Annotated in this window: 11 protein-coding genes; 6 read left to right on the forward strand and 5 right to left on the reverse strand. The window is 55.8% G+C overall.

Annotated features, from left to right (window positions below; genetic code table 11):
- Positions 1 to 44: 44 nt before the first annotated feature.
- The 4 genes from A6R74_RS15025 to A6R74_RS15040 all read right to left on the reverse strand — a co-directional run bounded on the left by A6R74_RS15025 (position 45) and on the right by A6R74_RS15040 (position 3,636).
- Positions 45 to 659: a TorD/DmsD family molecular chaperone gene (locus A6R74_RS15025; RefSeq protein ID WP_064235291.1), complete on the reverse strand. Its 615-nt coding sequence runs from the start codon at positions 657 to 659 to the stop codon at positions 45 to 47.
- Positions 660 to 663: 4 nt separating this feature from the next.
- The gene (locus A6R74_RS15030) at positions 664 to 2,376 is read right to left on the reverse strand and encodes a 4Fe-4S dicluster domain-containing protein (protein WP_064235292.1); all 1,713 of its coding nucleotides are present in this window, start codon (positions 2,374 to 2,376) and stop codon (positions 664 to 666) included.
- A gap of 199 nt (positions 2,377 to 2,575) precedes the next feature.
- Positions 2,576 to 3,199, reverse strand: coding sequence for a DUF3306 domain-containing protein (locus A6R74_RS15035; protein WP_064235293.1), 624 nt, complete (start codon positions 3,197 to 3,199; stop codon positions 2,576 to 2,578).
- Positions 3,196 to 3,636, reverse strand: a complete 441-nt coding sequence (locus A6R74_RS15040) for a DUF3305 domain-containing protein (RefSeq protein ID WP_064235765.1) — start codon at positions 3,634 to 3,636, stop codon at positions 3,196 to 3,198. Before A6R74_RS15040 ends, A6R74_RS15035 begins: the two co-directional genes overlap by 4 nt.
- A gap of 138 nt (positions 3,637 to 3,774) precedes the next feature.
- Here A6R74_RS15040 and A6R74_RS15045 point away from each other — a divergent pair, with 138 nt between their 5' ends.
- From A6R74_RS15045 to A6R74_RS15065, 5 genes are read left to right on the forward strand one after another with little or no spacing between them, the layout of a single operon-like run.
- Positions 3,775 to 4,650, forward strand: coding sequence for a formate dehydrogenase accessory sulfurtransferase FdhD (locus tag A6R74_RS15045; RefSeq protein WP_064235294.1), 876 nt, complete (start codon positions 3,775 to 3,777; stop codon positions 4,648 to 4,650).
- Complete coding sequence (gene mobA / locus A6R74_RS15050; RefSeq protein ID WP_064235295.1) at positions 4,647 to 5,270, forward strand: molybdenum cofactor guanylyltransferase MobA; 624 nt, start codon at positions 4,647 to 4,649, stop codon at positions 5,268 to 5,270. Before A6R74_RS15045 ends, mobA begins: the two co-directional genes overlap by 4 nt.
- Positions 5,267 to 6,538, forward strand: a complete 1,272-nt coding sequence (gene moeA, locus A6R74_RS15055; RefSeq protein ID WP_064235296.1) for a molybdopterin molybdotransferase MoeA — start codon at positions 5,267 to 5,269, stop codon at positions 6,536 to 6,538. The genes mobA and moeA overlap by 4 nt, the downstream gene beginning before the upstream one ends.
- Entirely contained in the window at positions 6,535 to 7,584 is a 1,050-nt protein-coding gene (gene moaA, locus A6R74_RS15060) for a GTP 3',8-cyclase MoaA (protein ID WP_240488241.1), read from the forward strand. Before moeA ends, moaA begins: the two co-directional genes overlap by 4 nt.
- Positions 7,585 to 7,620: 36 nt before the next feature.
- On the forward strand, positions 7,621 to 8,610 hold the full coding sequence (locus tag A6R74_RS15065) for a CobW family GTP-binding protein (protein ID WP_240488242.1): 990 nt from the start codon (positions 7,621 to 7,623) through the stop codon (positions 8,608 to 8,610).
- A gap of 32 nt (positions 8,611 to 8,642) precedes the next feature.
- Here the strand turns inward: A6R74_RS15065 and A6R74_RS15070 are convergent, their stop codons facing one another.
- Entirely contained in the window at positions 8,643 to 11,351 is a 2,709-nt protein-coding gene (locus A6R74_RS15070) for a bifunctional diguanylate cyclase/phosphodiesterase (protein ID WP_064235297.1), read from the reverse strand.
- A gap of 202 nt (positions 11,352 to 11,553) precedes the next feature.
- Here A6R74_RS15070 and A6R74_RS15075 point away from each other — a divergent pair, with 202 nt between their 5' ends.
- Positions 11,554 to 12,456: a LysR family transcriptional regulator gene (locus A6R74_RS15075; protein WP_064235298.1), complete on the forward strand. Its 903-nt coding sequence runs from the start codon at positions 11,554 to 11,556 to the stop codon at positions 12,454 to 12,456.
- Positions 12,457 to 12,471 lie beyond the last annotated feature (15 nt).

Genomic DNA, 12,471 nt, shown 5'->3' on the forward strand with positions numbered 1-12,471 from the left:
GCTCTTTACTAATGTTTTTATGTAATGTTTTTATGGAGCCTTCGCTAAGGTTCAACGATCCGCACCGGTGTGTGGCCCGCATCAACGCTTAAGCGAGCTTGCTCACTCTCCATAAAAGCGCTACCTAACTGCCCCAGCGCTGCATAGAAAGCGGTGTCTACCTGTCCTAGATCGGCAAAACAGCTGGCCGCCCAGGGTGCTAAATGTTGGTCAAAGAAATAGCGCTGCTCAGCGCTTTCGGCGTCAATCAACATCGCCATCACTTCACATAGCGCAGCAAGATGATCTTCTGGATCACGGGTATGCTCGCTGCGTACAAAGCCAAGCACTTTCAAATCACGACGCAGTGCCACCAGCGCCGCTTCCATCAATTCGCCGTTGCGGTACCAGGAGGCGTAGGGCACCACTTCACCTTGAATCACGCCGACCAGGAGTCGAAAGTGGGCTCGCTGCAGCTGCTCTACGTTGGCATTCTGGGCGGCGATGGCCAGCGCTTGCCAGCATTCCGCCAAACGGCTGCCATCTTGCTCGATAGCCAACTCAGCCAGCCAATCCAGCAATTCCGTGTCCGGCGCTTGGCGCAACAGCGTGGCTAACAGCCGGTAGATATCGGCGCGTAGCGCATCCGCTTCTTTAAGCGTGGGCAGTGCATCCGTCATCGGCTTATACCTTCAGTTGCGCGTCAGGGTCGCGAATCATGGTTTTCCACACATCTTTTACCCGGCAGTCTTCACACATTTCCAGGCGAATCATTGCCTCACCGGCAAAGTAAGGGTGGTTAGCAAGTTTCTGTTTAATCGTCGCTACCGTGCTGACAGTGGCAAACGGCTTACCGCAGCTGATGCACTCGAAAGCTGCTTCTTCGTGGCATATGTGGCGCGTTTCGCGGGCATCGGATGCCAGGAAGCCGGGCATCAAAGTAATCGCATTTTCAGGGCAAGCCTGCTCACACAAACCGCACTGCACACAGTCCGCTTCAAGGAAGCTCAGCGCGGGCGTGTTGCCGCCTGACTTCAATGCCGGCGTCGGGCAGTTGCTGACACAGGCGTGGCAGAGCGTGCAGGCATCGCTATCGACTTGAATAGCGCCGTAGGCAGCGCCTGACGGCATGGCAACCCGCTCGCCGCTGGGGCTACCCAATTCAGCCAGCCGGGCCAGCACTCGGTTAAAACGCGCACGCTTTTCTGGCTCTGGCAGGCTAAGCGGTGAGTCTGTCAACGGCGTTAGCGCCGGTAGCGCATCCCGGCCTGCAGCATCGGCTATCTCGATGAGTTTTACGCGGGCACGATCATGGCCTAGGGCGTCTAACAGGGCATGCGCCTGAGCGACCTGATCGGTCAAAAAGGCACTTAAGCGGGCGGGCATATTGGGGTGCAGCTGGATACGCACTTCGGCGGCACCGGCGGCCAGAGCGGTTAGCCACTGGTCATGGCCTGCTGCACCCAGCTCTTCTAGCGGTGCGTCAATGACATGGCCTGCGGGCACGATGCCAGCAGCCCGTTCGGCATCCTGAGAGTCATGGGTAATAAAACGCAGCACCGGCACCTGGCCACCCGCTTCGCGGTAGGCACCCAACCAAGCGGAGAGTGTATCCTGCTGGCGGCGCGTTTCCGGTAGGCGAAATTCGATAGCGCCAGTGGGGCAAGCGCTGGTGCAACTACCCACGCCTTGACAGAGAAAGGGATCAATCTCAATGTGAGACTCAATCCGCCCCTTAATGCTGGAGATAGCATCCGCGGGGCAGACGTCCAAGCAGCGGGTGCAGCCAATATTGCCGCTGGTGGAGTGAGCGCATAAGTCGCTGTTGACCTGGAAGTAGCGCGGCTTGTCGAATTCGCCCACCAGCCCGACAAAATCGTCGAGAGTGTCGCTGCGCTGCTCAACGTTCTGCCACTGCATTACCACATAACCAGGTGGCGGCAACTCCCAGCGCTGAGTGTGGGACGTCGCGGCAAGGTCGAGTATGAGGTCAAAGCCGTCGCGCTCAATTAGCGCACGGGCAAGATCCAGCACTGAATCGCCGTCATCAAGCTGGACACTAAAGGCACCCAGATAACCGTTAATACGCAGTTGGCTAAGCTGGGTGAGGGTCAATGTTTGGGTAACTAGTGGCTCGCTAGACCCGAGGGTATCGACAGGGTCGTTGCCTTGATCGGTGATGAGCAGGGTAAGCGATGCCAGACCGCGCCCTTGAAGCGCGCGAGCGGCTGGGTAAACGTCGTCGACAGAACCTATCAGCAGCCCATGACCACGGCTGTGATAGGTCACATTGGCAGGCGTCAGGTTAGCGGGCCAAGAGATACGCTGGCGTACCGTCTCCCGAGCCTCGGCATTGCGCTGGTCGTCTACCGACGCCAGTTGGATTCGTTGGTTCATGCGTTCTCACGGTCAGTGAATAATTCTTATTATATTTTTGAGTTATATTGATTAACTATTGTGACATAACAATGCGTTGAAGCTAAGTTCAGCCTATGGCGAAATACGACATTTGCCAACCTGATTACCGTCAACGCTGCCAACGCTGTGGATCTCTTTCAACATTAAGCTATTGACTTATAACGACTTAACATCTATCTCATGTTTTCGTCTTAGTACCCGATAAATAATCAGACTGGTCGTCTAGCGGCGCATTTTTTACAATGTTGTCGCTGTCAGCGCAAGGCATTGAGGACTCTGCCTCTAACGTAACCGCTGGCTCATTTGTCGGCTCGTCAGCTGTCAGCTCTTTGTGAGACTCGGGTTCGGCGTCCTCTAGCGACTTATCAACGACCTCTTCTACTTTATGTGTCCAACGGCGTAATTTGCTGGCGAGCTCGGAGCCCATGGGCTTCAACAATTTATTATAGTCGGCGTCGTAGTCATCCAGACCATCGCGGACGTTGTAGTTGCCGGTGGACCACAGGCGTTTCAAAGCACGCCGTCGCAGGGCTCCACTTACTCCTGGCACCATAAAGGCGCTGAAGTCGCTGCCCGCTTCCAGCGTTTCAGGGTCGGGCAAGGTGTGGTCGAGGCTGCCCGGTTCTGGCGGTGTCTGCGTTGCGTCAGGGCCATGAGGTGGCTGCGCTACTTCATTTGGCGAAGCATTCGGCTCAGCTGCTAGCTCATTAACAGGCTCTTCAGCAGATGATGAGGCGGGCGGCGCATCCTGCTCTTGGGGAACGTTGCGTTTTAGTCGCGACCAGCGCTCTAAGCGACTCATTGCGGCTGCTCCTTGGTGGGGGTCTCTTTGGCGCGCCCCGCCCCTTTGCGTTTTTTCTTGCGCATTTCCATCGGCGCTTCGCCGTGACGTGCCAGGTAGTTCTCAATCCAGACCTGAATGGCCATCGGCATCGGTGCTTCAAGCACCTGCTGCTCGCCATCCATCCAGCCCGCCGCCACATCCTGGCTGGCGGTGATCGCGTCTGGCTTGGGTGTTTGCCCGGTAAAGCCCGCCCGCACGAATAGCCTTGGGGTGTTAGACGTCAGGTTGAAACGGTAGGCAGCACGCTCGGTCATCGATAGCTGCAGGTTAAGCACATTGGGGCCCTGATCTCCCAGGGTCAGCTCTGCAATACGCCACTGGGTTAGCGTAAAGCTTTTCACCTGCTTAGGCTCAGCAACCAGGGCGACACTCAGTGAACGTAAATTATCAGTCATTGCATTAGCCCCTAGCGAAATAACGTAGGCCTTGAATGGATAGCCCTGAATAGCTAGACAAGTAAGCCTTTCCAGCGCCATCATCGTCAACTCTGACTTTTTTAGTCAGGTATTTTATTTTAGTAGCGAGGATTGCGGATGCACGCCCTTCAGATAAGCCGAGCCCGCTTACCGGCTACCACCGAGATCAGCATCGTTGACGAGTATGGCGATGCCCGACAGCAGGCGATCGCCGCTGAAAGAGCGTTGACGGTCTACCTCAACAAGCGTGAAATTGTCACTTTGATGACTCTGGGCGATGACCCGGAGGCACTAGTGGTCGGCTACCTGCGCAATCAAGGGCTGCTGAACGCCGCGGCTGATTTAGAAGCCGTGCAAGTCGATTGGGAAGTAGAGGCAGCGATAGTAATTACTCGCCACCTGCCCGAGGATTTGGAAGCACGCTTAAGCATTCGCACGGTGACCACTGGCTGCGGCCAAGGCACGGTATTTGGTAGACTGCTTGACCAGACCGCACTTACCGCGCTGCCCGATACCCAATTGGCGCAATCCACGCTCTATCAATTGCTGCAAAACCTCAACGCCTACAATGAGACCTACCGCAGCGCTGGCGCCGTTCACGGCTGTGCGCTTTGCCAGCAAACCGAGGTGCTTGATTTTGTTGAAGACGTAGGGCGGCATAACGCGGTAGATACCTTGGCGGGTCGCCAATGGCTACAACAGGCCGATAGCGCCAATGCGGATATTTTCTACACCACCGGGCGGCTGACGTCTGAGATGGTGCTGAAAGTGGCCCAAATGGGTATTAGCGTGCTGGTATCGCGCTCGGGCGTCACCCAAAAAGGCGTCGAATTGGCCGAACGCTTCGGTGTCATGCTGGTTGCCCGCGCCAAAGGGCGCCATTTTCAAGCGATCAACACCCAAAACCGTTTAGCTCTGGACGCTATTCCACCGCGCCCATCCCACGCCCGTTCATCGCAAGAATATCGCTCATCAAAAAAGGCAAGCTCATGATACCCACTCACGAACTCACCGGCATGATTCTTGCGGGCGGCGAAGGGCGGCGAATGGGCGGGCGCGACAAAGGGCTTGAACCTTTCGCGGGCCTCCCGCTAGTCGGCCATGTGGTCAAGCGCCTTGAAGGCCAGGTGGCCGAGCTAGTGATTAACGCTAACCGCAATGCCGACGCCTACCGCTTTTTCGCTGATCGGGTCATTGCGGATGCTGAAGGCGGCTTTAAAGGCCCGCTGATGGGCATCTATAGCGGCCTGCGCGCGGCAAACACTCCCTGGTTGCTGGTGGCCCCCTGCGACTCCCCCGCGCTGCCCGACGATTTAGTAGCGCGGATGGTGGCAGGCATTGTCTCAGAGAACGGCGAGCATGACATCGCCGTGGCCTTTGACGGTGAACGGCTGCACCCGGTGGTTGCGCTATTGCGCACTTCGCTTGCCGATGATTTGGCCGCTACCTTGGCCGAAGGGGAGCGTAAGATTGACCGCTGGTACGCCCGCCACGACTGGTGCAAGGTCGATATGTCGGACTGCCCCGACGCCTTTGCCAATCTCAATACCGAAGAGGAGAAGCTGCGTCTGGAAAAGGTACTCATGGGATCTCCTAGCAAGGAGGTAAAATGACCCTCTCCTGCTTTGACCTGGGCGAACAGATGCTCAGCGTCGACGAAGCACGTCAGGCGCTTGCTACTCTTATTGATCGCCCGCTAGGCATTGAGCAAATCCCATTGGCGCAGGCCCACGGCCGCCGCCTGGCCACAGCTGTTCAGGCCCCTATTAACGTGCCGCAGAATACTAATGCGGCCATGGATGGCGTAGCGCTAACCTTACCTAGACAAGGTGTTGGAGCCAAGCAGACCCATTGGCCACTGGCCGGTGAAGTGTTGGCCGGGCAGTATCGCCGCGAAATGGTACCTGCCGGTCACTGTGTACGCATCACCACCGGCGCCCCATTGCCGCCCGGCACCGATACAGTGGTGATGAGTGAACAGCTGCGTGCCCCCCATGAAGAGCAGCCAGCGCATGTCATCATTGAGTCGCCGGAGCTCCTCAAACACGGCCAACACGTTCGCCAGGCCGGTGAAGATATTGCCATTGGTGACACGGCGCTGCCTGAGGGGGCACGGCTTAATGCGGCCTCCCTAGGGCTTTTGGCCTCCTTGGGCTATGCCGAAATAACAGTTTACCGACGGCCGAAGGTCGCAACCTTCTCCACCGGCAATGAAGTCACTGCGCCTGGCGAGCCGCTACCCAAGGCAGGCATTTACGACGCCAACCGATTTACGCTGATGGGCCTGCTGACCGAACAGGGCGCCGAGGTGATTGACCTGGGCATTCTGCCAGATGATTTAACAGCGACTAAAACAGCCCTTGAAAAAGCCGCCAAGCAGAGCGACCTGGTGATTACCAGCGGCGGCGTATCGGTGGGCCAAGCTGACTTTACCCGCGATGCCCTTGAACAACTGGGTCGTTTGGCCTTCTGGCGGGTAGCGCTGCGCCCTGGGCGCCCTATGGTCTGCGGTTGGCTAGGTGCTGCGCGCACACCGTTTGTTGGCTTACCCGGCAATCCGGTGGCGGTCATGGTAACCTTTCTACAGTTTGTAAAGCCGCTCTTGGATCGGCTTTATGGACTGCCACTGTCGTCACCTCATCGTCTTACTGCGATTGCCGATAACGCGTTAAAAAGCCGCTTCAAACGCACTGACTTTATTCGCGGCATTTACCATACTGATGAGCAAGGGCAGCTACACGTGCGTAGTACCGGCGCCCAGGGTTCGGGCATTTTAACCTCGATGGTGGCAGCTAACTGTTTGATTGAGCTTGCCGATGACCAAGACGGCGCCCAACCAGGCGAGGTAGTCAGCATACAACCACTAACGGGATGGCTATGAGCGAGCAACGAACCGCACATCAACAATCTAGCCAACAGCAGGCTCAGCCGCTGGCTAACCAGCAACTGATCGACGACTTTGGTCGGCGCATTAGTTACGTGCGCATCTCGGTCACCGATCGCTGCGATTTTCGCTGCGTGTACTGCATGAGTGAGGAGATGACCTTTCTGCCCCGCGCCCAGGTACTGACGCTGGAAGAGATCGCCATGGTCGCCCGAGCCTTCACCGAGCTTGGGGTTGAGAAGATTCGCCTTACCGGTGGCGAGCCGCTGGTACGCCGCGGCATTGAGCAACTGGTCGATGAGATTGGCGCCATGCCAGGCCTTAACGACTTCACCATGACTACCAATGGTGCCAGCCTACGCAAGCACGCCAAGCAGCTTTACGCCAGCGGCCTGCGGCGGCTGAATATCAGCCTGGATTCGCTGGATGCGAAGCGTTTTAAGCAGCTCACCCGTACCGGTGATTTAACCAAGGTAATCGACGGTATTCACGCCGCTCAGGAAGCCGGCTTTAAACGTATCAAGCTCAATGCGGTGATCTTAAAAGGTCGCAACGACGACGAAGTGATCGACCTGGTCACCTTTGCCCGTCAGGAAAAGCTCGATATTAGTTTTATCGAAGAGATGCCCCTGGGCGATGTTTCAGACCACTCTCGGGCGGAAACCTTTTACTCAAGTGACGATGTCCAAGATTTGATCGAGACGCGCTACCCGCTGATCCCTACCACCGAAACCACTCCTGGGCCGTCTCGCTACTTCAAAATGGCCGATAGCGACAGCCGAGTAGGGTTTATCTCCCCCCATAGCCACAACTTTTGTGACACCTGCAACCGGGTACGGGTGACCGTGGAAGGCCGTTTACTGCTCTGCTTGGGCAACGAACACTCGGTGGATTTGCGCGCCGTGCTGCGTCGACACCCTGGTAATATGCAGGCGCTGAAAGAGGCTATTATCAACGCCCTGCCGCTTAAGCCGGAGCGCCACCACTTCACCACCGATGGCGATGTGCAGGTAGTACGCTTTATGAATATGACAGGGGGCTAGGCGTTGGCTGGTTCAGAAGGAAGGATCACGCGAAAAGTGCCGGTACATATCATTACCGGCTTCCTTGGTAGCGGTAAAACCACGCTTATCCACAGCCTGATTGAGCAAAAGCCTGTGGATGAAAAGTGGGCCATCCTGGTCAACGAGTTTGGTCAAATCGGTATAGACCAAGCCATGTTCGACGCCCGCGATGATGTAGTGGTGAAAGGCCTGCCCGGCGGCTGTTTGTGCTGCCAGCTCGCCTTTGTCCTCCAGGCGGCTCTGGTCAACCTGCTCGCCCGCAGCAAACCCGACCGGGTAATCATCGAACCCTCTGGCCTCGGCCACCCAGCGGGCCTGCTGGATCTACTGCGCAGCGAAGCCTTTCAAGAGGTGGTGCAAGTGCGCGATATAATTGCCACGCTCGACCCACGCCGCATGGACGACGCCCGCACCCTGCAACATGATACTTTCCGCGATCAGCTTGATATGGCCGATGCCGTGGCATTGACCATGCTCGACCACAGCACCCCAGAACAGCTCAGCGCCGCCCATGCTTTTGTGGCGCAGCGCTGGCCGCCGCGTAAATGGGTGCAGGAAGCCCCTCAAGGAGAGCTTCCTCTTACGCTGTTGATGCAAAGTACAAGCACCGAAGCAAGCGATGTAAGCATACCCGCCAACCACCAACAGTTGGCGGCCACGCCCAGCCTGGAGGGCGCGTTTTTTGATTTTCCTCCGCCGCCCGGCAAGCCCCAGCGCGAAATCGGCTCCTCGCTGGGTTACACCAGTACGGGTTTACGTTGGCACCCAAGCGAGCGCTTCGACTTGGATAGCTTAGCCAAAAGCTTGGGAGAGCTACCCAAGGCAGCCCGCATTAAGGGCGTGTTTCATACCGATAGCGGCTGGAAACGACTTAACCGCGCGGATGGCGCCTTAAGCATCGAAACCAGCGCATGGCGGCAAGACTCCCGGCTGGAAGTAATTGTTCCCGATACGGATCTCGCTATCGATATAGAAGACCACCTCCGTTCGCTGGCACTGGCTTAAGCACTGTCATAAACACTGTCTTAAACACAGGCTTAATCGCCAAGAATCAAACGCTCAATGGCCTCTGCGGTGACCGGACGCCCAAACAGATAGCCTTGATAAGCGTGGCAGTCGTGGGCCAGTAGCCATGCCTGCTGCGCTTTGGTCTCTACCCCTTCCGCGATGACCTCTAGATTGAGGCTCTCTGCCAGGGCAATAGTACTCTCTACAATCGCCGCGTTAGCCTGACTATCAAGCACCTGTTGCACAAAGGATTGGTCGATTTTTAGCTGATCCAGCGGCAGTTGGGCTAAATAAGCCAGTGACGAGTAGCCGGTGCCGAAATCATCCAGCGAGAAGCGTACGCCTCGCGCTTTAAGGGTGAGCATTTTATCCCGCGCGTCATCTCGCGCTTCCACGAACAGTGATTCGGTCACTTCCAACTTTAGCCGCTGAAGCGGCACCTGGGTTCGCGCAAATACCCCCTCTACGCGGGCCAGAAATTGCTCATCACGAAACTGTAGCGGACTGATATTCACCGATATGGTCAATTGGCTTAGCCGGGGGTGCTGCGCCCAACGCGCTAATTGGTGGCAGGCATCTTCCAACACCCATTCGCCCACATCGTTTATCAGCCCAGTGCTTTCCAACAACGGAATGAAATCACCCGGAGAGACCATACCGCGTTCGGGATGATGCCAGCGCAGTAGCGCTTCCACGCCGGTAATCTTGCCGTGGTGATCCACCTGGGGCTGATAATAAAGCTGCCACTGCTGGTAAGCTTGGGCTTGGCGTAGATCCGCCTCTAATTTTACATGGGCCAGTAGCGCAGCCTGCATTGAGGGATCAAAAAAGCACACGCCATGGCGACCGTTGCTCTTGGCCTGAAAAAGCGCCATATCCACCTGCTGCAGGTAGTCATCAACGCCGTACTCATTGCTCGCCATAATCGCGATACCGATACTCCCCGTCACCGTAATACCCTCTTCGGCAAGGGTGATTGGGGTATTAAGGGTGGCCAGCAACTTATGCGCGATACGTTCTGCAAGCAGAGTGGTTTGGGCGTAATTACTATCAACGCCTTCAATTAACACCGCAAACTCATCGCTACCCAACCGCGCCAAGGTATCGGTATCGCGTAGCATTTGCCCCAGCCGCCGCGCAACGCTCTGTAATACCTGATCTCCCGCATAATGCCCCAGCGTGTCATTGATTTGCTTAAAGTTATCGATATCGATAAATAGCAGTGCGCCGCAACGCTGATGACGCTGAAGCTCCTTGAGAGCGCTTCCTATGCGATCCATAAACAGCCGACGGTTAGCCAGGCCGGTTAAGGTGTCATAAAACGCCAGCTGATGAATCTCCTGTTCAGCGGCTTTACGCTCACTGATATCGCTCATAGTGGCCACGTAGTGAGTTAAGGCGCCCTCAACGCTGTACACCGCGCTAATGGTTAGCCACTCGGGAAACAGTTCGCCATTCTTACGCTGGTTCCATATCTCGCCTTCCCAGTTACCGGTTTTGATAACACGCTTCCATAAACGACGGTAAAAAGTCGCATTTTGTAGGCCAGAGCTAAACATGCGCGGGTTGTTACCGATGATCTCGGCTTCGCTATAGCCGGTAATACGGCTGAAGGTCTCGTTAACCTTGAGAATGGTGCCCTGAGGATCGGTAATCAGGATGCCTAAGTGGGTTTGGAAGGCGGCAGCAGCGATTTGCGCTTCGGCACGCGCTTGCTCGCGCTCTTCGATACGTTGACGTAACTGATGCGCCAACGCCAAACGGTTCAGGTAGTGGCGTACCCCCCAAGCGCCCAGCAGAGCAATCACTGCCATCACCAGCATTAAAATCAAAGCGCGCTGCCGCCAAGCGGAAAGCAATTCGTGAAGATCAACGCCGACCACGGCCAGCATGGGGTACTCGCCAACCCTCAGCATACGGAACAACCGTTTACGTCCATCAATAGGTGAGTCAAAGTTGATTGACCAAGTAGACTCGCCACGGGCGAGCCACGCAATCGTTTCTGGGCTTTCAATTTGACTGCCGGTGGCAAATTGCACTTGTGGTATCGGGTACCGAGCAATAAATTTTAAGTTGGGGTCGACCAAGGCAATGCTTTCACCATCGTAGACACTCATCTGTTCAAGCGCGTCGGCAAATACTTCAGGCACAATGCTGGAGATCACCACGCCGGAAAACTCGCCGGTGGCGGTCTCTAGTCGCCGGCCATGATACAAATAGTAGCGCTGATCGCGGTTAGACCAGTAAAGCGGGGTAATCAGTTCCTCTTGTTCCTCTTGCTTAAAGGCATTAAAAAACACGCTATCACTGATGTCAGCATCTGCCTTTCGGTTACCGCGGCCACTCGCAAGCACGCGCCCTTCGGCGCTCACAACAGCGATTTCATCTACCATGGGGACATATCGGGTCAAATTTTCTAGCGAACGCTGAAGCGCCTGAGCATTTTCGCTATCAGGCATCCCTTGCAGTGCTAACAATTCCTCAAGCCCAAATAACGCTTGTCCGCTTTGCGCAAACACGCCTTTTGCCCACTCAGTAACCACGTTAGCACGGGCGGTAATACGCGACTCGGCGGCCTCAATTTCCTGCTTATGCTGTTCGCTCAGCAGCCAGCCGAAAAGTACCATCATGACGAACAGTGCTAATAGATATAACGCAATCACATGGCGACGCTGCTGACGGTAAGTTTTGGTAGCCTTCAACACATCATCATTTACATTAATGGAAGTCAGGGACATCGCATAGAAGCCTTATCCAGGTAACCATCGGGACACCTGATACAGTGTAAAAAGTAACCACAAACAATACATAGCGCGCATTGGTACGTCGCTTTGTCCGATAGTGCCGCGGCGCTTTTGTGATGTATATCAGTTTTTATCGCCGTTAATACGTTGAAAAGCGTAACGTTAGGCATTGATAGACAACTACCAGGGAATTGTTATGGCATCACTGGGACAAATGAGCGATTACGAGATACGCCTCATCCGTATTTTTAAGACGGTTGTTGAGTGCGGTGGCTTTACCGCGGCGGAAACCACGCTGGGGATTAGCCGTTCGGCGATTAGCCAGCACATGAACGATCTAGAAGGACGGCTAGGTTTTTCGCTCTGTCAGCGCGGGCGTGGTGGGTTTAGTTTAACCGAAGAAGGCAAAGAAATTTACCAGGCGGGTTTAACACTACTGACCTCGCTTGAAACCTTCAAAAGCGACGTTAATGCCCTGCATCAAACAATTAAAGGTGAGCTGAATATCGGCATCACCGACAACTTGGTGACACTCCCCGCCATGCACGTGACCAATGCCCTGGCGGAGCTGAGCGCGCCGGGACATGAGGTAACGCTACATATTCATATGGAGCCTTCGGATGCGGTTATTCGTGGCGTGATGGATGGTCACTTGCATGTGGGCGTGGTGCCGGCGGTCAACCTGCCCACCAGCTTGGAAACCCGCCACCTTTATGATGAGCCATCGTATCTTTACTGCGCGGCTGGCCATCCACTGTTTGTTGAACACGATGATACGCTCAGCTTTGCGGATATCGCCGAGCAGGCTGCTATTTCGCCCCGCTATCCGCTACCAGTTGAAGCACGCCAAGCGCATGATGCGCTCAGCCTGCAAGCCTCGGCCTCTGATCGCGAAGGCGCCGCCTTTTTGATCCTGACTGGGCGCTTCATCGGCTTTCTGCCTGAGCATGTCGCTGCGCAGTGGGTGGCCGCGGGTAAGATGCGGGCACTGCATGCCGCCACCCAACACTACCGCATACCGTTTGTATTGATTACCCGCCATGACCGACGCCCCAATAGAGTCGTTGATGCTTTTTTGCGCTTAATCAAGAGCAGCTAAAGTAAAAACCCGGCA

The organism is Halomonas sp. ALS9, assembly GCF_001651035.1.
In the GTDB taxonomy this organism is placed as follows: domain Bacteria; phylum Pseudomonadota; class Gammaproteobacteria; order Pseudomonadales; family Halomonadaceae; genus Vreelandella.

What these genes read in the sequence shown, in the direction of transcription:
- A6R74_RS15025 (WP_064235291.1), bottom strand. Translation starts at nt 659, where the DNA reads ATGACGGATGCACTGCCCACGCTTAAAGAAGCGGATGCGCTACGCGCC.
- A6R74_RS15030 (WP_064235292.1), bottom strand. Translation starts at nt 2,376, where the DNA reads ATGAACCAACGAATCCAACTGGCGTCGGTAGACGACCAGCGCAATGCC.
- A6R74_RS15035 (WP_064235293.1), bottom strand. Translation starts at nt 3,199, where the DNA reads ATGAGTCGCTTAGAGCGCTGGTCGCGACTAAAACGCAACGTTCCCCAA.
- A6R74_RS15040 (WP_064235765.1), bottom strand. Translation starts at nt 3,636, where the DNA reads ATGACTGATAATTTACGTTCACTGAGTGTCGCCCTGGTTGCTGAGCCT.
- A6R74_RS15045 (WP_064235294.1), top strand. Translation starts at nt 3,775, where the DNA reads ATGCACGCCCTTCAGATAAGCCGAGCCCGCTTACCGGCTACCACCGAG.
- mobA (WP_064235295.1), top strand. Translation starts at nt 4,647, where the DNA reads ATGATACCCACTCACGAACTCACCGGCATGATTCTTGCGGGCGGCGAA.
- moeA (WP_064235296.1), top strand. Translation starts at nt 5,267, where the DNA reads ATGACCCTCTCCTGCTTTGACCTGGGCGAACAGATGCTCAGCGTCGAC.
- moaA (WP_240488241.1), top strand. Translation starts at nt 6,535, where the DNA reads ATGAGCGAGCAACGAACCGCACATCAACAATCTAGCCAACAGCAGGCT.
- A6R74_RS15070 (WP_064235297.1), bottom strand. Translation starts at nt 11,351, where the DNA reads ATGTCCCTGACTTCCATTAATGTAAATGATGATGTGTTGAAGGCTACC.
- A6R74_RS15075 (WP_064235298.1), top strand. Translation starts at nt 11,554, where the DNA reads ATGGCATCACTGGGACAAATGAGCGATTACGAGATACGCCTCATCCGT.